Genomic DNA, 26,340 nt, shown 5'->3' with positions numbered 1-26,340 from the left:
ACAAGTCATGTTTAGCAATGGGGTGTGACGGAGTGCGAGAATCCGTTGAGTGGGCCAAGTCCTACTGCCTCCATCCATTGATCGACCTTTCTTTAAACTGGCCATGAGGTATCAATGCTGCGTCTCCTGTTAGCTATCTGCGTGGTCAATACATTACTGGTCATGCCACTGTGGTGGCGCTTTGGCACTTGGGGGGCGCCACTGCTGGCCTGGGAAGCCTGGGTGCTGGTACCCGCCCTGTGGTTGCTTCCTGTTCGACGCTGGCGACGTGCCGCTGGCGTGACGGTCGTCAGCGCCTTGGCCCTGTTCACGCTCATCAATCTTGGGGATGCTGCTACCCACACCGCTTTTGGTCGTTCGTTGAACCTGTATCTCGACGTGCCGCTGGTGCGTTCCGTTTACCACCTGCTTGTAGGTAATGTAGGCCAACTTGCGGCTATTTGCTTGATGCTACTGGCATTGGTGGTGCTATTGGTGGGCGTGTGGGGGTTGCTGCGCTTGTTGCTGCCCAGAGTGCCGCTTTCGCTGGCGCGCGGCCAGGGCAAGCTTGCCCTGGGCGTTCTGGTGGTGGCTGCGGGTTTGTTGCTGCTGGAGGCAAACCGCTACCGCTGGGTGCCCCATTCTACGCTGCCAGTAGTGCACACGGCACGTTTTCAGTGGCAGCAGGTGGTCTCGACCCATCAGGCAAGGTTGGCCTTCAGCGAACAGCTGCAGGCTTCGCCCATGGCCACCCAGGCGTTGCCTGGGCTGGAAGGGCGCGATGTGCTGCTGACCTTCATCGAGTCCTACGGCGTCACGGCGCTGGATGACCCGCGCTACAACCGTCAGATTCTGGCCACCCTGGCCGAGATCGAGACGCGCCTGGAACAACGTGGGCTATCGGTGGTGTCCGGATTGATGGATGCGCCGATTCGTGGCGGGCAGTCGTGGCTGGCCCACGCCACCACGCTCAGCGGCCGCTGGATCGACAACCAGCTGTGGTATCGGCTGATGCTCAATAGCGGCCACCCTACGTTGATCGATGATTTTCGCGCCACGGGCCAGCACACGCTGACCGTGATGCCTGCCATCACCCTGGCCTGGCCCGAAGGCGAAGCCTACGGTTTCGACCAGATCGTCGCTGCCAGGGACATGCCTTACGCGGGGCCTCCACTCAACTGGGTCACCATGCCCGACCAGTTCACGCTGGACTATACCCAGCGCCACTTGCTGGGGGGCTCCCCGGTGTTTGCCCAGATTGCGTTGATCTCCAGCCATGCCCCCTGGACGCCCATCCTGCCCGTGCTGGAGAGCTGGTCGATGGTGGGGGATGGCTCGATTTTTGCCCCGTGGGAGAACGCGGCCGACCCGCCCGATGTGATCTGGCGCGATATCGAGCGTATTCGTGACCACTATGCCTGGTCTGTGGACTACGCTGTGAAAGTCACCGGGCGCTGGGCAGAGCGGGTGGCCGATGAGCAAACCCTGCTGATTGCCTTGGGCGACCACCAGGCGGCGCCTTTGATTACCGGAGAAAACGCCAGTGCGGCGGTGCCGGTGCATATCGTCAGCGGCGACCCTGAACTGTTGGCCCCTTTCATGGCGCGTGGCTTCGTGAACGGCATGCTGCCTGACCTGTCAGCCACCTTCGATGCCCCACCCATGAGCCAGTTACGCCACTGGCTGCAAGAAGATTTTGGCGCAGCGGAACCGTTACCAGGTACGACACCGGGGACGACACCAAGGACGACACCATGATTCAACCCGTCATTCTCAGCGGCGGTAGCGGTACACGGCTGTGGCCGCTTTCCCGGGAACAGATGCCCAAGCAGTTTTTGCGCCTGACCGGCGAGCAAAGCTTGTTACAGCAAACACTGGCTCGGCTTGCGGACATCACCGCACAGCCCGCCATGTTGATGGGCCATCACGCGCATCGCTTTTTGATGGCCGAGCAGCTTCGCGAAGCTGGCCAGCAGGGGCAGGTAGTGCTGGAGCCGGAAGGGCGCAATACGGCCCCGGCCATCGCCTGTGCCGCGCTGCTGGCGCGCCATACGGGGGACGACCCGCTGTTGCTGGTGCTGCCCGCCGACCATGTGATTGGCGATGTGGCCGCGTTCACCGACAGTGTGCGGCGGGCCACGCCGTTGGCTGAGCAAGGTTATCTGGTGACCTTTGGCGTCGTGCCGTCTCATCCGGAAACCGGCTACGGTTACATTGCCTGCGGCGCGGCGTTGGGAGATGGCCACCATCTGGACGCCTTCATCGAAAAGCCCCCTCTTGAAAAAGCCAAGGCCCTGCTGGCCGAAGGCAATACGCTGTGGAACAGCGGCATGTTCCTGCTGCGGACCTCGGATTATCTCGCCGAGCTGGCACGGCTACAGCCCGACATGCTGGCGGCCTGTCAGGCAGCGGTAGACGAGGCGCACCACGATCTCGATTTCCTGCGCTTGCACGAGGCCTCCTTCAAGCGCTGCCCCAGCGAGTCCATCGACTATGCGGTGATGGAGCACTGTGCCAGGGCCGCCGTCGTGCCGCTGGACGCGCGATGGAGCGACATCGGTAGCTTCGATGCGCTGATGGCCACGCACACCCCTGATGCGGCGGGCAACGTGGTGACCGGTGACGGCGTATTGCGGGATACCCAGCGCTCGCTGGTGGTGGCCAATCATCGCCTGGTGGCAACCCTGGGCGTCGAAGACCTGGTAGTAGTGGAAACGTCGGACAGCGTGCTGGTGGCTCGCCGCGATCATGCGCAGGGGGTCAAGCAACTGGTGGCGGCCTTGAGCGCGGCAGGGCGGCGCGAGCCCTGCTCGTCACCGCTGGTGCACCGCCCCTGGGGCAGTTTTCAGGCCATGGACAGCGGCCAGCGCTATCAGGTCAAGCACATTACCGTGCGCCCCGGTGCACGGCTGTCGTTGCAGCGCCATCATCATCGCGCCGAGCACTGGGTGGTGGTGAGCGGCACTGCCAAGGTCACCGTGGAGGAGCGCACCTTTCTGGTCAGCGAGAACCAATCGACCTACATCCCGATAGGGGCGCTGCATCGCCTGGAGAACCCGGGCAAGATCCCGCTGGAGCTGATTGAGGTGCAGTCCGGCAGCTACCTGGGCGAAGATGACATCGAACGGCTGGACGATGTTTACGCGCGCCACAGCGACGACTGAGCCCGCCGCTACTTCTTCAACACAGCCAGATGCTTCTTCACCACAGCCAGCTGCCAGGCCTTGCCGGGGGCTGGCCCTTGCGTACCGCCAGCCAGCCAAGCGTGCAGCGCACGCCCAGCCAAAGGGCCAGCAGCGGCCACAGCAGCGCGCCGAGAAACAGCAGGGTCAAGGTGAACGTGACCAGGAAATAGAGGCTGCCGATCCAGAACGTACGGATCAGGTAGCGGTAGTGGGCCTGCAGCCAGGGCGCTGCCTCGCGACGGTACACATACGCTACGATCACACCTATCAGCAGGGTGATGTTGGCGGTGACCAGCCCGGCCAGATACAGCGCATAGACGATCTGCGGCGGGCGCGTATCCTGTGGCGGGTTAGGCGGGTGGGGGGAAGATTCGGTCATGCCACTCTCGTTCAATAAAGGCGGAAATCGTTGGCGTTGGCGAGCCCTTGCTGCTCCTCCACGACCTTGCGGTAGCGCTTGTATTCCCATTGGTACTGGGGTGGATCCAGGGCAATCGAGGCTTCCACGCTGGCGTTGACGCCGGTGGCGGACAGCGTGTCGTCCTCGCTGTAGACCCGTTCGTCGGCATCCAGAAAGTGAATCTCGAACCCCTTGCCGGGAATACGTCGTGCCACTCCCGTGACCACGCGAGCCTGGGTCCGAGCGACCAGCTTGGGCAGCAAGGTGGCCGTGTAGGCCTCGTGCCCGTAGAACGGCGCGAATACGCCACTGCCCCAGGCGGGTTCCTGGTCGGGCAGGATGCCGATGGCTTCGCTGCGCTTCAAGGCTTTCAGCAGGGCGGCGACGCCGCGCGGGTTGGTCGGCACCAGCTGTGCGCCCATGCGCTCCCGGCCGTGGCGCGTAATGGCTTCCAGGTCAGCGATCTTGGGCGGTTCGTACATGGCCGTGAACGGGAAGTGGCTGGAGAGCCAGAAGTTGAGCACTTCCCAGTTGCCAAAGTGGGGCGCCAATACGATGACGCCGCGCCCTTCGGCCCGTGCGCTGTCCAGCTTGTCGCGCCCGTGCACGGCCAGAATGCTGGCTTCCACTTTCTCGGGAGGCGCCATCCAGGCGTGGCCAAGCTCCAGCATGGTGGCCGTGGAGTGCTGCAGGCTCTGAATCGCAAACGCCTTGCGCTTCTGAGCGGACTGGTCTGGAAAAACCCGCGCCAGGTTCAGCTCGGTCACGCGTCGCTCACGCTTGCTGAAGCGGTAGATCTGAGGCCCCATGAAGGCTGCAATGCGCCATAGCCGAGTGACGGGCCAGCGGGAGAGCATGCGCCAAAGCCCGGCGATGGCACGGGCCTGATACTGCGCCCGGCGGGTGTGTAACGGTTCACTCATGGATCACAGCAACCAACTGTCGACGTTGGAGGGCGCGCGCTTCTCTTGCAGCCCTTTGAAGCCTTTGACGCAGCGCACGATAAACCACACGGCAAAGGCCAGCAGCAGCGGAAAGCCGATGAGGATGAGCGTCAGCAGCGTGGCGATGCTGCCGTACAGTAGCCCGATCCAGAACGTACGAATTTGATAACGGTAGTGTTCGTCCAGCCAGACAGGGCCCTTGCCACGATACACGTAGGCAATGATCACTCCGATGACCGAGGTGAAGCCCACCACGAAGCTGGCCAGATAAAGGGCATAGATCACCATGGCCATGGTGGTGTCGGGGGCCGGTGAGGGCGTTTCAGGCGTGTCGGTGCGGTTGACCACTTCACCTTCGATGGGGGTGTCGTCACGCATGGGCGTTCCTTCTTTTCGATTCGACGATAGCATCCAGCGGATACCCTGTTGGCCCGCCATGATAGCGTGGGCAGGGCGACTTATCACCCGTCGACCCGCCCAGCATGGCGGTCTGGCTCAGGGCTGGCGTGCTGCTGGTCGACAGATTTCGAGCAGGTTGCCGTCGGGGTCTCGCAGATAGAGGGATTCGATGGGGCCGTTGGCTCCCTGGCGGGCGACCGGACCCAGCTCCACATCGACTTCGAGCGCGTCCAGGTGCTGCTTGAACTCATCCAGCGGCAGCTGGCAGCGCAGGCACAAGTCCAGGCTGCCAGGCGTTGGGGTGGCCGACACCGGGGCAATGTCAGTGTCGGTTTGATGCAGGCGCAGGGCCGTATCACCCAGCAACAGGTCGACCCGTTGGGCATCCCGATAACGCACATCCAGACCCAGTACACGGGAATAAAAGTCCACAGCGCGACCCATATCGGTCACGGTTACAACAAGATGGTCCAGACCTGAAAGCATGCCTCTTTCCTTAAATACGAACGTAAAACCAGAGAATACGATGATGCGACGCTGCCCGCCATGTCAGCGGCAGTCGTACGACCATCGCGCAGTCGCAAGGCCATGACTGGGTCATCGACAATGTCATCAGTTTGCCACGGTTGCATGGCTATGTGGGGTTTAAGGGACACATGGGTCGCGCGATGGGCGCCGGGCAGCTATTTTGGGAAGGGCACCAAACGTCATTCAATGGCTTGGAGCAGATGAATTTCCTGCCAAGGAAGCATTCAGTTATCAAAAACACCAGACTGCTGGGCATGGGGCTGAAAAAGCATTGACTTTATGCCACTGGCAGCAATAATTGCGCGCCCGTTTTCTGCCTGCCGGTGCGATAGGCGTACAAACGGCCATCGATTCATACTCAATGCAATGTGAGGTACGCATGTCGCGGCAACTGCTGGCCATGGCGCTGGCGCCCCTACTCGGGCTGTTCATTCTGGGCATTGGCAACGGTTTTCTCGCCACCTTGATCACCATTCGACTGGACGCTGCGGGCGAGTCGGCCACGGTGATCGGTATCGTGTCGTCTGCCTATTTCATTGGCCTGGCCTTGGGGGCCATGTTCAATGATCGCCTGTTGCTGCGCATTGGCCATATTCGTGCTTACGGCAGTTTTGCATCGCTGGTGGCCGTCACCGTGCTGTTGCAGGGGTTGTTCTTCGACCCTTGGGCGTGGTTTGCCCTGCGCCTGGTGGGCGGTTGGGCCACGGTAGGGGTCTATCTGGTCATCGAGAGCTGGCTGTTGACTGCGGGCGACCAGAAAGTGCGTGGCCGCCTGCTGGCACTGTACATGATCGCGCTCTATGCCGCGGGCGTACTGGGCCAGCTGATGCTGGGCGTGACCAGCGCCATGGGTGACACCGCGCCCTTCATGGTGATCGGCCTGCTGGCGTCGCTGTCGGTACTGCCGATGGCCATGATTCCCCGCGTATCGCCGCTCATAGAACACGCCGAGCCGCTACCCCCGCACCGGCTGATCACCATGACCCCCACCGGTGTGATGGGCAGCCTGGGGTCGGGCATGGTGGTGGCGGCGGCTTATACGCTGCTGCCGCTCTATCTCCAGCGTATCGGCATGAGTGTCAATCAGGTGGGGCAACTGATGGCGGTGGTGATTCTTGGCGCCATGCTGCTGCAATACCCCATTGGCCGCTGGTCGGACCGCCACGACCGCCAGATGGTGCTGATCGGCATCAGCGCGTTCTGCGTGGTGATCTCGGCAGCCATGCTCTGGCTACCGCTCTCTACTCCTTTGTTGGTCGCGCTGCTGTTCCTGCTGGGTGGGGGCGTATTTGCGCTTTACCCGGTGGCCGTGAGCCACGCCGCCGACCGTGCACCCGCAGGGGCGCTGGTGCGCATGAGCCAGGGCCTGTTGCTGATCAACTCCATCGGGGCCACCATCAGCCCGCTGATGATTTCGCCGGTGATGACCGCCATGGGCGATGCCGGACTGTTCTGGGCCTTTGGCTCGCTCAGCCTGTTCTTCGTGCTGTTCTTCACGTGGCGCCGCAGCGTGCGCCCGGCCCCGGTCCCCGTGGCGCCGTTTACCGCTACGACGCCCATGACCGCTGCCGGTGCTGAATTGGTGGTCACCGAAGAGCTAGTGCAGGGGGCGCTTGAGCATGAGCATCTGGAAGACCTTTCCGATGTGGTGCCGGAAGTAGAGGTCGCCGAGCCGGTAGTGGGGCCACCCCAGGAAGACGAAAGCCACATCACTTATTACGACGACGTAGAAACCGAGGTGCGCAAATAAGCCGCTGAAGCGGCTATCAGGTGAGACCTTGGGCTAATGGTGCGCTGGAAGTAGTGAAACTACTATCGACGATAGTGTTTTTACTATTTCGCCGTATTTGCCCGAGGTTTTGCCATGAATTACTACGCCGCGCCGGTCCGCGATCTGCGCTTTGTGCTGGAAGAGATGCTGGCGCACCGCTCCCTGGCGCTGCCTGGGTTTGAAGAAGCCACGCCGGATCTCGTTGAAGCCGTGCTGGAAGAAGCTGCGAAGCTGGCAGGTGACGTCTGGGGGCCGCTCAATAGTACGGGAGACCGTCAGGGAGCCCAGCGTCACACCGATGGCAGCGTCACCACCCCCGAAGGCTTCGCGGCGGCTTACCTGGCGTATGTGGAGGGTGGTTGGAACGGCATTGGCGTATCCGAAGCACTGGGCGGTCAGAACCTGCCCGAAGTAGTGGCCAGCGCGGTGCAGGAGATGCTCCACGGCGCGAACATGGCGTTAGGGCTGTGCCCGATGCTCACCGCCGGTGCCATCGAGGCGCTGGCCCATCACGGCAGCGATGCCTTAAAAGCGACCTACCTGCCCAAACTGGTCGAGGGCTCCTGGACCGGCACCATGAACCTCACCGAACCCCAGGCGGGGTCGGACCTTTCCAAGGTGCGTACCAAAGCCGTTCCAGAAGGCGATCACTACCGCATCAGCGGTCAAAAGATCTACATCACCTGGGGCGAGCACGACGCTGCCGACAACATCATTCACCTCGTTCTTGCCCGTAAGCCCGATGCCCCGGAAGGCAATAAGGGTATCTCACTCTTTTTGGTGCCTAAATTCCTGGTCAACGACGACGGCTCGCTGGGCGAGCGTAACGATGTCACCTGCGCCTCCATCGAGCACAAGCTCGGCATTCACGGGTCGCCCACCTGTACTCTCAGCTTTGGTGAAAACGGCGGTGCCGTAGGCTATCTGGTGGGGGAGGAGGGGCGCGGGCTCAACCACATGTTTACCATGATGAACGAGGCGCGTCATAAGGTCGGTATTCAGGGCATTGGTGTGGCCGAGCGCGCCTGCCAGCACGCGTTTGCCTACGCCAATGACCGCACCCAAGGGCGTTCACCCAAGCAGCGTGGCGGCAGCGACTGCACCATCAGCGACCACTTCGATGTGCGCCGTATGCTGCTGTCCATGCGTGCCCGTACCGATGCGCTGCGTGCGCTGGCCCTCTACTGCGCTGGCCAGCTGGATGTTGCCCGTCATGCGGCCGATGACGCCGAGCGCCAGTCGGCCCAGGCCTGTGTAGATGTACTGATTCCTATCGTCAAGAGTTTCTCTACCGACCAGGCCGTGGACATTGCTTCCATGGGGGTTCAGGTGCACGGCGGCATGGGCTATGTGGAAGAGACTGGCGCTGCCCAGCTGCTCCGAGATGCCCGCATCGCGCCCATCTATGAAGGCACCAACGGCATCCAGGCGCTGGACCTGGCAGGCCGCAAACTGCAGCGCGATGGTGGTGCCGCCTTGCTGGCCCTATTGGCCGAGGTACGCAACACCGCTGACGACCTGGGCAAAAGTACGCGGCTGAATGCCATGGGGCCGCTGCTGAGCGATGCCGCTGACGACCTGCAGGCCGCCATGAAGATCGTGCTGGAGCAGGGTAGCCACCCTGAACAGGGGCCGGATGCCGTGCAAGCCTACGCCACGCCTCTCTTGAACCTGGCGGGCCATGTGCTGTGCGCCTGGCAGATGGGCCAGGCGGCGCTGCATGCCCAGCAAGCCATTACCCAAGGCAGCGACGACCCGTTTTACCGCACCAAGCTGTGCAGCGCCGAATTCGTCATCCACCAGTGGCTGCCGGTCGGGCGTGCCCAGCGCGCGGTGATCGAGGCCGGCATGCAGTGTTTTAGCCAGTTTGACAGCCGCGTCGCCTACTGAGCCCACTGCCGCCGCCTTTCAGGCGGCGGTGTTCATCAGGTATCGCCCATGGCGAGCGTCGCGCCCAATAAAACCCTCAGTAATAAAACCTTCAATAATAAAACCAAGAGTGCAAAACCGATCATGACCTCCATCTTTGAACAAGATCTACCACCCACAGCCGCCAATCACGTGGCGCTTTCCCCTCTAACGTTCATCGAGCGTTCGGCGGCGGTGTATCCCGATTACCTGGCCGTGGTGCATGGCCAGACGCGCCGCACCTGGGCAGAGACCTGGGCACGCTGCCGCCAGTTAGCCTCGGCGCTGGAAAAGCGTGGCCTTCAGCCAGGGCAAACGGTGGCGGCCATGCTGCCCAATGTGCCCGCAATGTTCGAGGCCCACTTCGGCGTGCCGCTGGCGGGATGCGTGCTGAATACGCTGAATATCCGCCTCGATGCCGATGCCATCCGCTATATGCTGGCCCATGGCGAAGCCAAGGCGATTTTGGTGGATCCTGAGTTTGCCGAGGTGATTCAAGCGGCGGTGGCCACGTTGGAGAGCAAGCCGCTGATCATCGACGTGGCCGACCCGGAGTTTTTGGGTGAGACTCAAGGCATTGGCGAGTTGGAGTACGAGGCGCTGCTGGCCGAGGGCGACCCGGAGTACGCTTATCAACTGCCCAGCGACGAGTGGCAGGCGATTTCATTGAATTACACATCTGGGACCACGGGCAAACCCAAAGGGGTGGTGTATCACCATCGCGGTGCCTACCTGAACGCGGTGAGCAACATTCTCGAGTGGGCCATGCCGCACCATCCTGTCTACCTGTGGACGCTACCGATGTTCCACTGCAACGGCTGGTGCTTCCCCTGGACCATTGCCGCCAATGCAGGCGTCAGCGTTTGCTTACGCAAGGTAGATCCCAAACGCATTACTGACCTGATCGCTGAAGAGAGCGTCACTCACTTTAGCGGTGCGCCGATCGTGCTCAATGGGCTGGTGAACTTGCCCGCCGAACAGAAGCGGGTGTTCGATCATCCGGTGAAGGTGACCACCGCCGGTGCCGCGCCGCCTGCCTCGGTGATTGCAGGGGTGGAAAAGCTGGGCATCGAAGTGACCCACGTTTACGGGCTTACCGAGGTGTACGGCCCGGTCACGGTATGTGCCTGGCACGCGGCCTGGGACGAACTGCCGCTGGAGTCGCGGGCCAAACTCAAGTCACGTCAAGGCGTGCGCTACCACATGCTGGAAGCGCTCTGCGTCGCCGATCCAGTCACGCTGGAACCCGTTGCCAAGGATGGCCAAACCATCGGCGAAATCCTGATGCGCGGCAACAACGTGATGAAGGGATATCTCAAAAACGCCGAGGCGACGGAAAAAGCGCTGGAGGGCGGCTGGTACCACACGGGCGACTTGGCGGTATGGCACGCCGACGGCTATATCGAGATTAAAGACCGCTCGAAAGATATCATCATCTCGGGCGGTGAAAACATCTCCACCATTGAAGTCGAAGATGCCCTTTACAGCCATCCAGCGGTGGAAGAGGCCGCCGTGGTCGCGAAGCCGGATGAAAAGTGGGGCGAAACGCCCTGCGCGTTCGTCAAACTGAAAATAGGCTACGGCGAAGTCACCGAGGCGGATATCATTGCCCACTGCCGTAATCATCTTGCGAGCTTTAAAGTGCCGAAAACGGTGGTTTTTAGCGAACTGCCCAAAACGTCCACGGGCAAAATTCAAAAATTCGTGCTGCGTGAAGAAGCCAGACAGCACCAGTCAGGGGAACAGCGATGAGCGAACAGCGGATTGGCGTGGTAGGCGCAGGCACCATGGGGCAGGGGATTGCTCAAGTGGTGGCCGCGAGTGGCTTTAACGTGAGGCTCTACGATGTCGCCGATGAGCAGCTCACCCGCGCCAAAAATGCGATCGATAAAGGGCTCGAGAAGCTCGTTGCCAAAGAGAAGATGACGGCAGAGGACAAGCAGGAAGCGCTGGCTCGGCTTTCGACCACCACGGCGCTGGATGCGCTCAGCGACTGCAGCGTGATCATCGAGGCTGCCCCCGAGCAGCCCGCATTGAAAGAGAAGCTGTTTCGGGATCTCAGCCATTTGAGCAGCGACGCTATTCTGGCGTCGAACACGTCGTCTCTATCACTGACTCGGCTGGCGGCGGTCTGTGAGCGCCCTGAGCGGGTGGTAGGCATGCACTTCTTCAACCCGGTGCCGGTACTCAAGCTGGTCGAGGTGATCCGCGCCGAGCAGACCTCGGATGCCACCGTAGAGCGCATCGAAGCGCTGACCAAGGCGCTGGGCAAAACCGCAGTGCCGGTGGGCGATGCGCCAGGCTTTGCCGTGAACCGTTTGCTGGTGCCGATGATCAACGAGGCCGCGTTTATCGTGCAGGAAGGCACCGCCACGCCGGAAGCCATCGATGACGCCATGAAGCTGGGTGCCGCCCATCCCATGGGGCCGCTGGCGCTGGCGGATTTGATTGGCCTGGATGTGTGCTTGGCGATCATGGAAGTGCTGCAGGAAGGTTTTGGCGATCCCAAGTACCGCCCCTGCCCGCTGCTCAAGCGCATGGTGGCCGCAGGCTATCTGGGCCGCAAGAGTGGGCGTGGGTTCTATATCTACGAATAGCAGGCTGCGAGCTTAAGGGGCGACAAAAGAAGTGATTGCCACCCAACCAAGCGTTCGCTAGGGTTGAGTGGTAACCACTTCTACGCGCGATAACAATTAAGGAGCCGCCATGAGCGATGCAGTGATCGAGAAGGTTGATAACGATGGCGTGGTACGCCTGACCATTAATCGTCCCAAAGCCTTGAACGCGCTGAACAGCGAAGTGCTCAGCGCTTTGGAAGCGCACCTGGTCGAGTTGGAAGCTCACCCCAGCCTGCGGGCGGTATTGATTACGGGGGCCGGGGAAAAATCCTTCGTGGCCGGGGCAGACATCACCGAGATGCGTGATAAAACCCCGGAAGAAGCGCGCGCCTTTGCCAGCCAGGCACTGCGCACCATCAAACGCCTGGAAACCTTGCCCGTGCCGGTGGTCGCGCTGGTCAACGGGTTTTGCCTTGGCGGCGGCTGCGAACTGGCGCTGGCCTGCGACTGGGCCGTCGCCAGCGACAACGCCATCTTCGGCCAGCCGGAAGTCCTGCTAGGCGTCATTCCAGGCTTTGGCGGCACCCAGCGTTTGCCGCGCCGAGTCGGTCCCGCCATGGCCATCGACCTGGTGACGACCGGGCGCAAGATCGATGCCCAGGAAGCGCTGCGCATCGGTCTCGTCAACCGGGTAATGCCCCAGGCCGAGCTTGAGAACTATGTTGAAGAGCTTACCAAGCAGCTGAAGGGTAACGGGCCGCAGTCGGTACGCGGCGCCAAGCAGGCTGTGCATGACGGCATGGATCAGGACCTCGATAGCGCCTTGGCCCTGGAAACCAGCCTGTTTGCCTTCTGCTTTGCAGGCCAGGAGCAGAAAGAGGGCATGAGCGCGTTTGTCGAGAAGCGTAAACCCAACTTCTAGGGTTTGTTTTTCGAGTTTTACTTATTCAAGGGGTGGCGCATGCGTCGCCCCTTATTTTATTCTCAGGCTTACTATTTTTTCAGAGACGGGAGTCACCGCGATGCAGTGGGCCGCTTTTGTGGTTGCCGCGCTGGGGTTTGCCTACTTGCCTGGGCCTGCGATGCTGTATACCGCTGCGCAAACCCTGGGGCGTGGCCGACGCGCAGGCTGGCTGGCGGTGGCGGGAGTGCATCTAGGCTGCTACGTGCATGTAATAGCGGCCGCGCTTGGCCTGGCCCTGCTGTTTGCCGCCATTCCGCCTGCGTACCTCGCCATGAAGATCATCGGTGGGCTCTATCTGCTCTGGATGGGCGTGCGCTTGTGGCGGCAGGGCATTCGCACGAGTGGCGATGAGCTGCCGTTGGCCACCACCCGGCGGGTGCTGCGCGATAGTTTCCTGGTAGAAGTGCTCAACCCCAAAACGGCGCTGTTCTTCGTGGCGTTCCTGCCCCAGTTCGTGCAGCCCGACAGCGCTCTGCCGGTGGCATGGCAACTGCTGTGGCTGGGGGTAGCCACCAACGTACTGTTTTCGTCGGCGGACGTGGTCGTGGTGTTGCTGGCCAGCCCGCTGCGCGCTTGGCTGCAAAAGTCCAATAGCTCCACCCGTTGGGTACAGCGGATGGGCGGCGGCGTACTGATGGGGCTGGGCGGAAATACGCTGGTTCAGGCGGCACGCTAAAACGATCACTCGCAAGGCTATCAATCGCTAAAGCGATCAATGACGTGTTCACCACAAGGAGCGCACCATGTTTGATCTGTATATCGCCAACAAGAACTACTCTTCCTGGTCGCTGCGCCCTTGGGTGCTGCTGAAAACGCTGGAGATCCCCTTCAACGAGCATCTGATGCCGTTCGAAGGGGGCTTTGGCGAGAGCCTCGCGACCTTCAAGCGTTTTTCTCCTTCGGGGCTGGTGCCGTGCCTGGTCGATCGCGAACACGAGGTGGCCGTGTGGGACTCGCTGGCGATTGTCGAGTACGTGGCCGAAGCGCATCCTGATGTATGGCCACAGCAGCTTGCCGCACGGGCCTGGGCACGCTCCGCCAGTGCCGAAATGCATAGCGGCTTTGCAGCGCTGCGCGATGAGTGTTCGATGAACTGTGGTGTACGGGTAGCGATGAACGCGATGTCCCCTGGGCTGAAAAGCAACCTGGCCCGGCTGGATGCGCTATGGCAGGAGGGGCTTGAGCGTTTTGGTGGCCCTTTTCTGGCGGGTGAGCACTTTACCGCCGTAGACGCGTTTTATGCCCCGGTGGCGTTTCGCGTGCAAACCTTTGGCCTTCCGCTGGGCGATGCCTCGCTGGCCTACGTGCAGCGCCTGTTGGCTCTGCCTGCCATGCAGGCGTGGTATGCGGCGGCGCTGAAAGAGACCTGGCGGGAGCCCATGCATGAAGAAGAGACCCTGAAGCAGGCCACGCTGCTGAGCGACGAGCGGGCGACCGCATAGTACTTTAAAGAAAGTACTGTACAGAAAGTGCTGTACTGAAAGTACCGTGCAGGAAGTACTGTACAGAAAGTACTGTTCAGGAAGTGCCGGGCTGGAGGGAGGACGGCGCGGAGAGGGCGTAAATCCGCTACACTGACGCCTCTAATATTTCGCAACACGATTGAGAGTCATCAGATGGCGCTAAGTGCTACCCCCTACAAAGTGGATGTGAACCTGACCGACCTGGACCGCAACGTCTACGAAACGCTGCGGTTCACGGTGGCGCGCCACCCTTCCGAAACCGAAGAGCGCCTGTGCACACGGCTGATCGCTTACCTGCTGTGGTACAGCGAAGCGCTGGCCTTTGGACGCGGGCTCTCGGACGTGGACGAGCCAGCCTTGTGGGAGAAGAGCCTGGACGGGCGAGTGCTACACTGGATTGAAGTAGGGCTTCCCGATGCCGAACGCATGACCTGGTGTTCTCGGCGTGCCGAGCGGGTTTCCCTGCTGGCCTATGGCCGTGTCGACCTGTGGGAGAGCAAAGTGCTGCCTGCGGTCGCATCGCTGAAGAACGTTCACGTGGCCGGGTTACCCGCCGATGCGCTGTCTACGGTGGCGACGAACTTGCCCAGGGCCATCAACTGGGCCGTGATGATCAGTGATGGTGCGCTGTTCATTACCGATGAGAACGGCCAGCACGAAATCACCCCTGAATGGCTGCTGCGCGAACGCTGATCGAGGGTATTGGCGGTGAGGGATGACCGCCAGACTCCGCGCAAGTGGAAACAGCGTTGAGCGAGCCATAGGCGACTATAAAAGTAGCTTGCTATCTTTTTGCAAGATTACATACAATCAGCAATGTTTGTTACTCAAGGAACGAGCCATGAAACCCTTTGCTGTATTACGTGCCCTGGTATTGCCGTTTAGCCTGCTGCCTGCGCTAGCCATGGCCAGCGACAGCGCCTTGACCCTCAAGCTCGAAAACGATGGCCTGGCCAGCAGTGATGACGGCCACTTCACCAGTGGCTTCGAGCTGAACTGGATGACGACGCCCTCCGAACAGAACTGGCTGCAGCGGCTTGCCGTGGCGTTGCCAACGGGGTTGATGGGGCAGGCTGACCGGGTGGCGTATCGCTTCGTGCACCAGATTTATACGCCCGATAACATCGAACGGCGCTCCCTGATCGAAGATGACCGCCCCTATGCAGGGCTGGTATACGGCGGTGTGTCGCTATATGAAGATGTGCCGGTGGGGCAGTGGCAGCGGGCCACCGATCTGCACCTGGATGTGGGCTTGGTGGGGCCCTCTTCCTTGGCTGACAGTATCCAGCGTGAGGTACACCGCGTCACCAATAGCGACCGCCCGCGGGGGTGGCGTAATCAGCTGGGTGACGAAGCGCTGATCAATCTGACGCTGCGCCGCCAGTGGTGGCATGACACTCCGCTGGCGGGCAAACAGTTTGCTCACGGCCCCAGTGTCGGCGCGGCGTTGGGCAACCTGTACACCTACGCCAGCGCTGGCTACAGCGTGCGCTGGGGAGACGACGCTCAAGGCATTCCTACCCTGACCCCCAACCCCGGTACGCGCCATCTGATGAGCGAGAGCCGTGGCTGGCAGTGGTATCTGTTTGCCAGCGTCGAAGGCTATTACATGGCCCATAATCTGACCCTGGACGGTAATACCGTGCGCGATAGCCATTCGGTAGACCGCAAGGAGTGGGTCGCCGATGCCTCCACGGGCTTGGCGCTGGCCTGGGAAGACTGGCAGGTGACCTACGCCGTCGTACAGCGCACCCGCGAGTTCGAAGGGCAGGATGAGCAGGATGTGTTTGGCGCCATGACGCTGACCAAGCGTTTCTAGTGCAGTGGGCCGACGCGCAAACGACCGAGAGGGGCAGCATGAGCAGCAAGTACCCACAGACACCGGATGGACGCTACTTCGTTGCCAAGAACCGGCTGTGGCGCTGCACCGATCCGCGTCTCTCGGAAGACACCCGGCGTCTTCATGTCAAAGCGTTGATGAAGTCGCGGCGTGCGGTGCGCAGTGCCCAGCAGCATGACGATGAGCACGCGCTTCGCCAGGCACGCCAGGCCGTGCAGGAAGCCAAGGAAGCACTGGGTGAGCGGGGGCCTGTCTGGTGGCAGGATGGAGCACCGGACGAAAGCGGTCTCGCTCCCCACAACAGCTCCTATGCCGACTGGTGGGCTTCGCGCTCCTGAATCCCGGCGTGTGGTAATCTGCACGCCACTCTTACTGCATCGATAGGCACCCTGTGACCATCAAAGCCAATCTGTCCATTCTGGATATCGTGGGCCACCTGCTGGTGTGGCTGTTACTGACGATTTTTACACTGGGGATCGCGCTGTTTTTCTTTCCGTACTCCTTTGCTCGCTTTGTCATCAATCGTACTAGCGTGGTCGACCATGCCAGTGGGGTAGAGCGAAAAATGGTCTGCGATATCAATATCTTCAGCAATATCGGCCATATCATCCTGTGGATGGTGATTTCGTTTATCACCTTGGGGATTGGCTATATCTTCTACTTTTACCGCGTCTGGAACTACGCGTTGAACAACTCACGCGTGCTGTAGTTCTGCCGGTTCCTCCGCCCGCTGCCTGTCAGCGGGCACCCCCTTTCACAGGTTTACGTTGGCAGCCATAGGTTCACGTTGACAACCCAACGTTCGGATTCTATATTTTGCGCGAATAAAAATTACTCTCATTAATATTGCTATTCGCTCTGGGATCCAAGATGAACCATCTACCTACCTTTCGGCTGCGCACTTTAGGCGTGGCCGTTGCGCTGGCGGCGGTCACCACGTCGCTGCAGGCGCAAGAGAACCCCGTTGGCAATGTGAATCTGGAAACGGTGGAAGTCACCGCAGAGACGGCGGGCCGCTTCGGTTATATCGAAGCCGAACGCCAGCCTGGCGTCGGCAAGCTGGACGTGCCGGTGGCCGAGCAACCCTTTTCGATGTCGGTGATCGACCAGGAATTCATTCAGGACAGCGGTGCGAAGAATATTCAGGACACGCTGCTCTACACCCCGGGCGTCTATGCGGGGAATTTTGGCTTCGATACCCGTGGTGACAGTGCCAAGGTGCGAGGGTTGGACGCAGGCCGCTATCTGGACGGGTTACGCCAGATCTATGGTTCATACAACACCGTGCGCACCAATGTCTATGCACTGGAGAGCGTCGAGGTTCTGCGCGGGCCCTCGTCGATGCTGTACGGGCAGGCAGATCTGGGTGGCATCATCAACGGTGTTTCCAAGCTTCCCCAGGAAGAGCGCAGCGGTGAGATATGGGCACAATACGGCACCTTCGATCGCAAGCAGCTGGCCTTTGATTTTACCGGGGCCGCCGACGAGGAGGGCGTATTTCTCTACCGGATCGTGGCGCTCGTGCGTGACAGTGACACCCAAGTCGACCACGTCAGGGATGACGGGTATGTCCTGGCGCCTTCGTTTACCTGGCGCCCCAGTGACGATACCCGCGTGACGCTGCTGCTGAATCGCCAGGAGGACAGAAGCCAGGTATCTGCGCAGTTCCTGCCGCAGGTGGGCACTTTGCAGCCGGGCTCCTTGGGATTCATTGGCTCAGAGCGTTTCGTGGGTGAGCCCGGCTGGGACCGTTACGATAGCGAGAAAACCGAGACCACGCTGTTCGTTGATCAGCAGCTCAACGATGCATGGGCCTTCTCGGCCACGGCGCGCTACACCAACTCCAGCACCGAGACACGCGAGCACTGGGTCGATATTCCCAGCGTTCCGGATGCCAACGGTGAGGTCAACCGGACGATCTTCACGGCCGATGCCGACACCCGCATTTTGAACCTGGACGCTCGGCTTGCCGGTGAATTTGCCCTGGGGGCGACAGAACACACCCTGGTGGCAGGGATCGATCGTCAGGATGCCCGTTGGGCACAAGACAACTACAGCTCCGTGACGGGGGGTGGCGGTCGCTTCAACGTCTACCAGCCACGTTACGGTAATCTGCAATTGGATTCGCTGACGCCAACCGATCGGCCCGATAACCGGATCGAGCAGGTGGGAGTCTATCTGGCCGATCACATTGAAGTGGGGCCGGTGGTGATCTCTGCGGGCCTGCGTCGTGACTGGGCCGAGAACCGCACGCTGGCGCTGTCGGGGCCCGATACGGTCAGCGACGAAGCGCAGACGACAGGGCGTATCGGGCTGATGTATCGCTTTGATAACGGCTTTTCACCTTACGTCAGCTACTCCGAAGCGTTCTCGATGAACCTGGGCAGTGACGGGACGGCAAATCCGAGCCCGCTCAAGCCTACCACGGGTGACCAGGAAGAGATTGGCTTCAAGTATGTGTCGCCTGATCAGTCGTTGGCGGTCAGTGCGGCGTATTTCGACATTACCCAGCAGAACCGGATCAGCGATGGTGCCACGCCCGGTGGCGTCGAGCAGGTGGGTGCCGTGGTGGATGGTTGGGAGCTGCAGCTCAACAAGCGTTGGCAGCAGTTCGAGACGCAGCTGGCTTATACCAATCTCAATGCCACCAATGATGCTACCGGCGCGAGGCTGCCCTACGTGGCTGAAGAGCAGGTCTCCTGGTGGAATCGTTTGTACGTGGGCAACCACTGGCGCGTGGGCGCAGGCGTGCGCTATGTGGGTGATAACGTAGGCGCTGCCGAAGCACCGCTGGTGCCTTCCAGCACGTTGTACGATGCGATGGTGGGTTACACCCTGGGCGAGTGGGATTTCTCGGTCGACCTGAAAAACGCCACCGACGAAGAGTACATCTCCTGGTGCCGCTATGACGGAGGCGACTGTGGCTACGGTGATCGCCGCAGCGTCACGGCCAACGTACGCTATCAGTTTTGATATACATGCCGCGTGAGATACGGCGGCATACCGCCACATGAACTCGCTACATGAACTCGCTACATCAACAACGGGGCCTGCGATGAGCAGGCCCCGTTGCCTTTATGGGTCTCTTCGTGAGTCGACGCTTAGCGTGGCTGTTTGATCAGCAGCTTCACCAGCCGTCGCACGATAGGGGAGACCAGATTGATCACCGGCAGCGCGACGGCAAAGGCAAACAGCCACGCTTTGAGCCAAATCATCACGATCCCATCCACGAGTCCCACGTTATACAGCGTAATCACCAGCGACATGATGCATGACATGAACAGCGCCATGAGGCATGAAAATATCAGCTGGGCGTATTTCGGATCGAACATCGTACGTTTTCCTGATACGCGAATTAACGCTTGTCTTCGGTTTTTTCAGTGAAGTCGCTGGCATCGTGGCGTTCATGAAGCTGCTCATGGGGTTCTCCCCAGGTGCGGTTGACCATGCGGCCTCGTTGCACGGCGGGACGGGCATCGATCTCTTCGGTCCAGCGCAGCACGTGGGTGTAGGTGTGGGCCTCCAGAAATTCGGCTGCCTCATACACACGGTTCTTGACCAGTGCGCCATACCAGGGGTGGATCGCCATGTCGGCAATCGTGTATTCGTCGCCCGCCATATAACGGTTGTCTGCCAGGTGACGGTCGAGTACGTCCAGTTGGCGCTTCACTTCCATGGTGTAGCGGTCGATGGGGTACTGATACTTTTCCGGCGCATAGGCATAAAAATGCCCAAAGCCGCCGCCCAGCATCGGTGCGCTGCCCATCTGCCAGAACAGCCAGGAAAGGCATTCGGTACGCTTGGCGGGGTCGCTGGGCAGAAAGGCACCAAATTTTTCGGCCAGATAGAGCAGGATGGCCCCTGACTCGAAGACCCGCTGGGGTGGCTGAACGCTATGGTCCATCAGTGCCGGGATCTTCGAATTGGGGTTCACCTCCACGAACCCGCTGCCAAACTGGTCGCCTTCACCGATCTGAATCAGGTGGGCATCGTATTCGGCGTCGGTGATGCCTTTTTCCAGCAGCTCTTCGAGCATCACGGTGACCTTGACGCCGTTAGGCGTGGCCAGCGAGTAAAGCTGCAGCGGATGCTTGCCGACGGGTAGAGGTTTATCGTGGGTGGCACCTGCGACGGGGCGGTTGATGTTGGCAAATTTGCCACCGTTGCCGGGTTCCCATTGCCATACCTTGGGCGGCGTATAGGTTGGATCGCTCATGAGGTCCTCGCGTTTAGCGGTCATGCGTTGTCGTAGTGAATCTATTGGGGCGCTTGAGCCTGGCTACAAGGGTATGTCGTTAGCGAGTTAATTAAATGGCAAGGGCAGAACAAAGGCAACGCTGGGAGAAGGGGGGCAGGCTGCCTCTGACCTGCGAGAGACAGGCCAGAGGCGTTTCAAGCATTTACACCAATGTCAGAGTGACGTCGATGTTGCCACGGGTGGCATTGGAGTATGGGCACACGATGTGGGCTTTATCGACCAGCGACTGCGCAACATCTTTTTCCAGGCCCGGCAGGCTGATCTTGAGCTCCACTTCGATGCCAAACCCGGTAGGAATGGCACCAATACCCACGCTGCCATCGATCTGTGTGTCTGCAGGCAGCTTTACCTTCTCCTGGCTGGCAACGTGCTTCAAGGCACCCAGGAAGCAGGCGGAGTAGCCTGCGGCAAACAGCTGTTCCGGGTTGGTGCCAGCACCGCCAGCGCCCCCCAGTTCCTTCGGCGTGCTCAGCTTGACATCCAGAGCGCCGTCAGAAGATTTGGCGTGGCCTTCGCGGCCGCCAGTAGCGTGGGCATGGGCGCGATAAGCAATGGTTTCGATAGACATGGGCGTCTCCAAGGGTATGAGCGAGTTTGGAAAAAGAGATTTTAATTTAGCGCCATTTTAATTTGCACACAAGATAAATATGGAGTCACTCAAAAGACAGTGTCATTCGCGTTTACTGGTCCGACTGCAGGCGCTGACGAAGCGCAATCAAGTCGTCTTTCAGCTCACGCAAGGCGTCGGCAGAGTGTTCGCTGGCCTTGATGATGCAGCCCGGAATATGCTGCGCCTGGGCGCGTAGCGCGCGGCCCTTGTCGGTCAGCAACAGCTCGACCACACGCTCATCCTGGGTGCTGCGCTGGCGTTTGATCAACGCCTCGTTTTCCAGCCGTTTGAGCAGCGGAGTGAGCGAACCCGGATCGGTAAGCAAGCGCTTGCTCAATGTACCTACGGTAATCCCATCGTTTTCCCAGAGCACCAGCATGGCCAGGTATTGCGGGTAAGTGAGCCCTAGCTCCTTGAGCAGTGGCTTGTAGGTTTTGGTCATCATCAGCGACGTTGAGTACAGCGCGAAGCAGAGCTGCTGGTCCAGCTCCAGTTCGTTGCAGGGCTCAAGTTCTGTCATGTCTTCTCCGAGGTGTTGACGTGAAAGGTAATGTATCGCGCCCAGCGTCTACTTACTATCTGACTTTTTAGACAAACCCTAGACGTTGGTCGCAAATCACCATATTTGTTTTGACACGCTCAGAGGCCGCCGCTAGCCTTCATACACTCGATGTTACCGGTAACAAACAGCCTCTGGCCTGACACACGTTATCGGCAAGCCATCGAGCTACCGCATCGCTCGGCAGCCTGGTCATTCAAGCACTGGTCCTTCAAAAACTGGCCATGCACAACCCGGCCACTAACAACAATTCTGCGTGGAGAAACAACGATGACAACGATTTGGCGTAGCACATTGACCCTTTTGGGCGCCACCACTCTGACCTTTGGCATGGCGCATGCACAAGGCCCGGAGCTTTCCGCGCCGCCCGCCATCGAGGGCGAGGTTCTGGCAGACCATGGTAGCCATACGCTGCGCATGGGTATCGGGTTGTCCGAAACCTCCCCGCAGTTCTTGTCCAGCCAATATTTCGGCGAGATTCTGGCGCAGCGTACCGATGGTCGGATTACCGTCAATGTCTTCCCCAATAGCCAATTGGGGGATGACGTGCAGATGATGGAGATGCTGCAGACCGGAACGCTGGACATGACTTACCCTTCCAGCTCGGCCACGACCGGCTACGTGCAGGCGCTGTCGGTGTTCGATTTGCCGTTCCTGTTGCCCAGCCGTGAAGCCGCCATTGCCGTCATGCAGAGCGATGCGGCCCAGAACATGCTGGATGCTTTTGAAGGCACTGGCTTGAAAGCGCTGACGTTTTCCGAGAATGGCTACCGCCAGCTGTCGAACAGCGCCCGCCCGGTCGCGACCCCTGACGACGTGGCGGGCCTCAACGTGCGCGGTTTGAGCGTGCGCACCATGCAGAACCCGGTGCATCTGGCCATCTGGGAAGCGCTGGGCGCCAACCCGACGCCCATGGCCTTTGGTGAACTGTTCTCGGCGCTGGAACAGGGCGTCGTGGATGGCCAGGAGAACCCCTGGAGCACCATCCTGACCTCGAACTTCAACGAAGTGCAGGATTACGGCACGGAAACGCGCCACGTTTATACGCCATTCATCATGATGCTCTCCGAGCGCACCTGGAACCGCATGGCGCCGGAGTATCAGGCACTGGTGCTGGAAGCTGCCTGTCAGTCTGCCGAGTATGAAATTCAGCTCTCTGCCGAATACGACGACTGGTCTCGTGAGCAGTTGGAAGCGCGTGGCATGCAGATCACTCGGTTGGACGATGAGCAGCTGGCCGCTTTCCAGGAAGCCGTTCAGCCCGTCTACACCCAGTGGGCACCGCGTATCGGGGAAGACCTGATTGCTGAAATTCAGCAGATCGTGGCAGACCATACGTCTCAGTAAGCCATTGCCGTGGGTTTTCGGGCAGGCCAGTGGCCTGCCCGATTCGATAGTGCCCCAGGAGCTTTTATGACATCCCCCTCGCATACTCCCCAAGCCGAGCCTGTGCTGGCAACGCCTGACCCGACAGACCCCTCGACCTATCTGGACGACCCTAACCGACGGTGCCTGGAAATCGACACCGATGCGGCTCAGGGGCCCGCCCTGTTTCGCTGGATCACGCTGGGCATGGAGTATCTGATCGGCGCCATTCTGGTCGCGCTGATCGTCTCGGTATCCAGCAACGTGGTGGGGCGCTCGCTGTTCAATCACTCGCTTCCCTGGGTCGATGAGCTGGCGCGCATGCTGTTCATCTGGCTGGTCTTCATTGGTGCGGCGGCGGCCTTTGCGCGCTATGAGCATATTGCGGTGGATGCATTGGTGCGCCGCCTGCCGCTGCGCCTGGCGCATCTGCTGTATGCGCTTCAGCACCTGATCATCACGGGGCTCATGCTGGTGATGGTGTGGGGCGGGTATCAGGTGCTGTCTCGCTCCAGTGGTCGTTCTGCCATTCTGGGCGTGCCGCTCAGTTGGGTCAGCCTGTCTCTGGTGCTGTGCGTGATCTTCATTGCCGCGGTGTCGCTGTGGCGGCTATGGGTCAGTTTGCGCCTGGTGCTCGCGCCGCGCGACCCATCCACCAATTCTGTGGGGGAGTAACCACTATGTTATGGATTTTTCTGGCGATCCTGTTCGCATCCATCGTGATGGGCCTGCCTATTGCCTTTGGGCTGGGAGTGGCGGCACTGGTCATGGCCATACTGTCGGACATTCCGCTGTCGATCATGATCGAGCAGTCCATCCGGGGCGTGAACAGCTTTCCCCTGCTGGCCATTCCGTTCTTCATTCTGGTGGGCGAAGTGATGAGCCAGGGAGGCATCGCGCGGCGCCTGATGGAGCTGGCAGGGGCGCTCGTCGGCTTCATGCGTGGTGGGCTGGGCCAGGTGGCCATCACCGGCTCGATGTTCTTCGGCGGAATCAGTGGCTCGGCGGTGGCGGACACGGCGGCGACCGGCTCCATGATGATTCCTTCCATGAAGCAGCAGGGCTACAGCGCAGCGGATGCCACGGCGATCAATACGGTCTCGTCGGTGATCGGGATCATCATCCCGCCCTCCATCCCTTTGATTCTCTACGGTATCGTCACGGAAACCTCGATCAGTCGCCTGTTCATTTCCGGTATCGTCCCGGGGCTGCTGATTGGCGGTGCGCTGATGGTGACGACGTTCCTGCTGGCCTCTCGGCAGGGCGGTGGCGTGCGCCAGTTCCGCTGGGACGTGCTGTGGCAGGCGTTCAAGGCGGCCTGGCTGGCACTGGTGCTGCCGGTGATCGTGATTGGCGGCATCATTGGCGGCGTCTTTACGGCCACGGAAGCGGCCGTGGCGGCGCTGCTCTATTCGCTGGCCATCTCCCTGCTGGTCTATCGGGAGTTCAAGCTGGCAGCGCTTGGCGGCATGCTGATTCGCACTGCCCGATTGACCGGCATGGTCATGATGTTGCTGGCGTTTGCCACCGTGATCGCGTGGTTCCTGACCATCAACATGGTGCCCCAGACGCTGGTGCGTCAGGTTCAGGCGATTACCCAGGAGCCTTTCCTGCTGCTGCTGATCGTGGCGGCGCTGCTGTTGCTGGTCGGGTTCGTCATGGATCTCACGCCCGCCATGGTGATCATGGCACCGATGCTGGCGCCCATCGTGACCTCGGTGGGGGTGGACGCGGCTTACTTTGGCGTTCTGATGGCCTTCGTTCTGGGTATCGGGTTGCTGACACCGCCGGTAGGCACCTGCCTGTACGTGGGGTGTGGCGTGGGCAAGGTGTCGATGGAGTCGCTGGTCAAGGCCATGTTGCCGTATTACGCGGCGCTGCTGGTGGTGCTGGTGCTGTTGATTGCCTTCCCCGGGATCGTGACATGGTTACCCAACTTGACCGCCGTGCGCGGCAACTGACAGGAGAGCAGCGTGACGAGCACTTCACAGCGTATTCTTGTCATGGGGGTTTCGGGCTCCGGCAAGACTCATATTGGCCAGCAGTTGGCGTCTTCGCTGGGGGCCACGTTCATCGATGGAGATGATCATCACAGTGCCGCGAACGTGGCCAAGATGGCCAGCGGTACGCCGCTCAACGACGACGACCGTCAGGCGTGGCTGGCAACGCTATCGGCCCTGCTGCAAAGCTATCGCACCCGGGATGCCTCGGTAGTGGTTGCCTGTTCCGGGCTCAAACGGCGTTATCGCGACCGCTTGCGGCAGGGCGATGGTGACCTGCGTATCCTCTACCTGAAGGGTACGCCCGATGTGCTGCGCGAGCGGCTGGCCACTCGTGCCGGCCACTTCTTCAAGGGGGATGACATGCTGGCCAGCCAGCTGGCGGACCTGGAGCCGCCGCTGGCCGATGAGGCCGTCACGCTGTCGATTGAGCTGCCGCCTCGCGTGATTGTCGAGCGCTTTTGTGCCACGCTATCCTCGCAGCCGCAGCGCTCGTCAAGCTAAAGGAAGGGATAGGCGACGGGTCGCAGGATTCGTTATGGTAAGACCCGTGCCCATCCACGATATCAGGCAGTGACGCCATTGAAGAAAAAACGCCCCACCTTGCAAGACATCGCCGACCGCGTTGGCGCCACCAAAATGACCGTGAGCCGCTGCCTGCGCGACCCGGAAGCGGTCTCGGAAGGGCTGCGCGAGCGTATCTTCAGTGCCGCGGAGCAGATTGGCTACATTCCCAACCGGGCGCCGGATCTGCTGTCGCGGGCCACGAGCCACTCCATTGGCGTGCTGGTTCCTTCCTTGACCAACCAGGTATTTGCCGACGTGATCGTGGGCATCGAGGCGTATACCGAGCCTGCGGGCTATCATCTGATGCTTTCCCACTACGGCTACAGCCCCGAGCTCGAAGAGCGTAGCCTGGCCTCGCTGCTCTCTTATAATGTCGATGGCGTGATTCTCTCGGATCGAGACCATACGCCGCGCAGCTTGCGCATGCTGGAAACCGCGGGTATTCCTATCGTGGAGATCATGGATACCCATCGCCCCCCGCTTCAGCAGGCCGTCGGGTACGACAACGTGAGTGCCGCCTACGAAATGGTCAGCGAGATGATCCGGCGTGGCCGCCGCCACATTCTCTATCTGGCCGTGCGTCTCGATGAGCGGACGCGCCAGCGTGAGCAAGGCTATCGACAGGCCATGCAGGCGCATGGGCTATCACCCGTCACCTTGCAGCGTAGCCAGCGCTCCTCTTACACCGTGGGCGCTGCATTGATGCAACAGATTCAGCAGGATTACCCTCAGGCGGATGGGGTGTTCTGCACCAACGATGACGTGGCGGTGGGGGCGTACTTCGAATGCCTGCGCCAAGGAGTTGCCGTCCCCCAACAGATGGCCATTGCCGGTTTTCACGGTCATGATGTGGGGCAGGCCATGACGCCGCGTCTGGCCAGCGTCGTGACTCCCCGCGAAGCCATCGGCGAAAGGGCGGCTCAGGCCCTGCTGGCACGTATCCGTGGCGAAGGAGTGGACCAGCCCGTCATTGACCTGGGCTACCGTATCGAAGCAGGCGATACGCTATAGGTAGTCTGTGTGAGGTGGGCTGTGTCTAGTC

The 26,340-nt window shown here is 60.6% G+C and carries 27 protein-coding genes; 19 read left to right on the top strand and 8 right to left on the bottom strand.

Annotated features, from left to right (window positions below):
• Positions 1–114: 114 nt before the first annotated feature.
• Together FEU76_RS07455 and FEU76_RS07450 are read left to right on the top strand one after the other, a co-directional pair.
• The gene (locus FEU76_RS07455; protein ID WP_144981773.1) at positions 115–1,737 is read left to right on the top strand and encodes an alkaline phosphatase; all 1,623 of its coding nucleotides are present in this window, start codon (positions 115–117) and stop codon (positions 1,735–1,737) included.
• Complete coding sequence (locus FEU76_RS07450) at positions 1,734–3,143, top strand: mannose-1-phosphate guanylyltransferase/mannose-6-phosphate isomerase (RefSeq protein ID WP_144981770.1); 1,410 nt, start codon at positions 1,734–1,736, stop codon at positions 3,141–3,143. Before FEU76_RS07455 ends, FEU76_RS07450 begins: the two co-directional genes overlap by 4 nt.
• A gap of 37 nt (positions 3,144–3,180) precedes the next feature.
• Here FEU76_RS07450 and FEU76_RS07445 read toward each other — a convergent pair whose 3' ends face one another.
• The 4 genes from FEU76_RS07445 to FEU76_RS07430 all read right to left on the bottom strand — a co-directional run bounded on the left by FEU76_RS07445 (position 3,181) and on the right by FEU76_RS07430 (position 5,393).
• A complete protein-coding gene (locus FEU76_RS07445) occupies positions 3,181–3,543 on the bottom strand; it encodes a DUF4870 family protein (protein ID WP_039176564.1) in 363 nt (120 codons plus the stop codon).
• Positions 3,544–3,554: 11 nt separating this feature from the next.
• A complete protein-coding gene (locus FEU76_RS07440; RefSeq protein WP_144981767.1) occupies positions 3,555–4,487 on the bottom strand; it encodes a lysophospholipid acyltransferase family protein in 933 nt (310 codons plus the stop codon).
• 3 nt (positions 4,488–4,490) lie between these two features.
• Entirely contained in the window at positions 4,491–4,886 is a 396-nt protein-coding gene (locus FEU76_RS07435; RefSeq protein ID WP_081139079.1) for a DUF4870 family protein, read from the bottom strand.
• A gap of 117 nt (positions 4,887–5,003) precedes the next feature.
• Entirely contained in the window at positions 5,004–5,393 is a 390-nt protein-coding gene (locus FEU76_RS07430; RefSeq protein ID WP_016914602.1) for a VOC family protein, read from the bottom strand.
• Positions 5,394–5,814: 421 nt separating this feature from the next.
• Here FEU76_RS07430 and FEU76_RS07425 point away from each other — a divergent pair, with 421 nt between their 5' ends.
• The 12 genes from FEU76_RS07425 (at position 5,815) to FEU76_RS07370 (ending at position 18,912) form a co-directional block, all read left to right on the top strand.
• Positions 5,815–7,185 (top strand): MFS transporter, encoded by a 1,371-nt coding sequence (locus FEU76_RS07425; RefSeq protein WP_100731634.1) that lies wholly within the window; start codon positions 5,815–5,817, stop codon positions 7,183–7,185.
• Between the two features lie 114 nt (positions 7,186–7,299).
• Positions 7,300–9,096: an acyl-CoA dehydrogenase gene (locus FEU76_RS07420; protein WP_144981764.1), complete on the top strand. Its 1,797-nt coding sequence runs from the start codon at positions 7,300–7,302 to the stop codon at positions 9,094–9,096.
• Between the two features lie 123 nt (positions 9,097–9,219).
• Complete coding sequence (locus FEU76_RS07415; RefSeq protein ID WP_144981761.1) at positions 9,220–10,866, top strand: acyl-CoA synthetase; 1,647 nt, start codon at positions 9,220–9,222, stop codon at positions 10,864–10,866.
• The gene (locus FEU76_RS07410; protein WP_144981758.1) at positions 10,863–11,711 is read left to right on the top strand and encodes a 3-hydroxybutyryl-CoA dehydrogenase; all 849 of its coding nucleotides are present in this window, start codon (positions 10,863–10,865) and stop codon (positions 11,709–11,711) included. The genes FEU76_RS07415 and FEU76_RS07410 overlap by 4 nt, the downstream gene beginning before the upstream one ends.
• A gap of 109 nt (positions 11,712–11,820) precedes the next feature.
• On the top strand, positions 11,821–12,594 hold the full coding sequence (locus FEU76_RS07405) for an enoyl-CoA hydratase/isomerase family protein (RefSeq protein ID WP_144981755.1): 774 nt from the start codon (positions 11,821–11,823) through the stop codon (positions 12,592–12,594).
• A gap of 100 nt (positions 12,595–12,694) precedes the next feature.
• On the top strand, positions 12,695–13,312 hold the full coding sequence (locus FEU76_RS07400; protein WP_016914594.1) for a LysE family translocator: 618 nt from the start codon (positions 12,695–12,697) through the stop codon (positions 13,310–13,312).
• Between the two features lie 67 nt (positions 13,313–13,379).
• Positions 13,380–14,078 carry a glutathione S-transferase family protein gene (locus FEU76_RS07395; protein WP_144981751.1) on the top strand — a complete coding sequence of 233 codons (699 nt, stop codon included), beginning with the start codon at positions 13,380–13,382 and terminating at the stop codon, positions 14,076–14,078.
• Between the two features lie 174 nt (positions 14,079–14,252).
• Complete coding sequence (locus tag FEU76_RS07390; protein ID WP_039176533.1) at positions 14,253–14,792, top strand: YaeQ family protein; 540 nt, start codon at positions 14,253–14,255, stop codon at positions 14,790–14,792.
• A gap of 148 nt (positions 14,793–14,940) precedes the next feature.
• Positions 14,941–15,918 carry a lipid A deacylase LpxR family protein gene (locus FEU76_RS07385; RefSeq protein ID WP_144981748.1) on the top strand — a complete coding sequence of 326 codons (978 nt, stop codon included), beginning with the start codon at positions 14,941–14,943 and terminating at the stop codon, positions 15,916–15,918.
• Positions 15,919–15,956: 38 nt separating this feature from the next.
• The gene (locus FEU76_RS07380) at positions 15,957–16,277 is read left to right on the top strand and encodes a hypothetical protein (RefSeq protein WP_144981745.1); all 321 of its coding nucleotides are present in this window, start codon (positions 15,957–15,959) and stop codon (positions 16,275–16,277) included.
• A 53-nt stretch (positions 16,278–16,330) separates the two neighbouring features.
• Complete coding sequence (locus FEU76_RS07375) at positions 16,331–16,648, top strand: DUF6693 family protein (protein ID WP_039176527.1); 318 nt, start codon at positions 16,331–16,333, stop codon at positions 16,646–16,648.
• A gap of 161 nt (positions 16,649–16,809) precedes the next feature.
• A complete protein-coding gene (locus tag FEU76_RS07370; RefSeq protein WP_144981742.1) occupies positions 16,810–18,912 on the top strand; it encodes a TonB-dependent siderophore receptor in 2,103 nt (700 codons plus the stop codon).
• A 128-nt stretch (positions 18,913–19,040) separates the two neighbouring features.
• Here FEU76_RS07370 and FEU76_RS07365 read toward each other — a convergent pair whose 3' ends face one another.
• The 4 genes from FEU76_RS07365 to FEU76_RS07350 all read right to left on the bottom strand — a co-directional run bounded on the left by FEU76_RS07365 (position 19,041) and on the right by FEU76_RS07350 (position 21,327).
• Entirely contained in the window at positions 19,041–19,271 is a 231-nt protein-coding gene (locus FEU76_RS07365) for a DUF2798 domain-containing protein (RefSeq protein ID WP_016914587.1), read from the bottom strand.
• 23 nt (positions 19,272–19,294) lie between these two features.
• Positions 19,295–20,155: a glutathione-dependent disulfide-bond oxidoreductase gene (gene yghU / locus FEU76_RS07360; RefSeq protein WP_144981739.1), complete on the bottom strand. Its 861-nt coding sequence runs from the start codon at positions 20,153–20,155 to the stop codon at positions 19,295–19,297.
• Positions 20,156–20,339: 184 nt separating this feature from the next.
• Positions 20,340–20,765, bottom strand: a complete 426-nt coding sequence (locus FEU76_RS07355; protein ID WP_039176517.1) for an organic hydroperoxide resistance protein — start codon at positions 20,763–20,765, stop codon at positions 20,340–20,342.
• A 112-nt stretch (positions 20,766–20,877) separates the two neighbouring features.
• Positions 20,878–21,327 carry a MarR family winged helix-turn-helix transcriptional regulator gene (locus tag FEU76_RS07350; RefSeq protein WP_039176513.1) on the bottom strand — a complete coding sequence of 150 codons (450 nt, stop codon included), beginning with the start codon at positions 21,325–21,327 and terminating at the stop codon, positions 20,878–20,880.
• A gap of 309 nt (positions 21,328–21,636) precedes the next feature.
• Here FEU76_RS07350 and FEU76_RS07345 point away from each other — a divergent pair, with 309 nt between their 5' ends.
• From FEU76_RS07345 to gntR, 5 genes are all read left to right on the top strand, one after another.
• Positions 21,637–22,713: a TRAP transporter substrate-binding protein gene (locus FEU76_RS07345; protein WP_144981736.1), complete on the top strand. Its 1,077-nt coding sequence runs from the start codon at positions 21,637–21,639 to the stop codon at positions 22,711–22,713.
• A 66-nt stretch (positions 22,714–22,779) separates the two neighbouring features.
• On the top strand, positions 22,780–23,406 hold the full coding sequence (locus tag FEU76_RS07340) for a TRAP transporter small permease (protein WP_039176506.1): 627 nt from the start codon (positions 22,780–22,782) through the stop codon (positions 23,404–23,406).
• Positions 23,407–23,411: 5 nt separating this feature from the next.
• Positions 23,412–24,692 carry a TRAP transporter large permease gene (locus FEU76_RS07335; protein WP_039176503.1) on the top strand — a complete coding sequence of 427 codons (1,281 nt, stop codon included), beginning with the start codon at positions 23,412–23,414 and terminating at the stop codon, positions 24,690–24,692.
• A gap of 12 nt (positions 24,693–24,704) precedes the next feature.
• Positions 24,705–25,235: a gluconokinase gene (locus FEU76_RS07330; protein WP_144981733.1), complete on the top strand. Its 531-nt coding sequence runs from the start codon at positions 24,705–24,707 to the stop codon at positions 25,233–25,235.
• Between the two features lie 78 nt (positions 25,236–25,313).
• Positions 25,314–26,309, top strand: a complete 996-nt coding sequence (gene gntR / locus FEU76_RS07325) for a gluconate operon transcriptional repressor GntR (RefSeq protein WP_016914579.1) — start codon at positions 25,314–25,316, stop codon at positions 26,307–26,309.
• The last annotated feature ends 31 nt before the right edge of the window (positions 26,310–26,340 follow it).

It is taken from the genome of Halomonas sp. C22 (assembly GCF_007655045.1).
GTDB classification, from domain to species: domain Bacteria; phylum Pseudomonadota; class Gammaproteobacteria; order Pseudomonadales; family Halomonadaceae; genus Vreelandella; species Vreelandella hamiltonii.
This window is presented reverse-complemented; position numbering and strand designations above follow the sequence as displayed.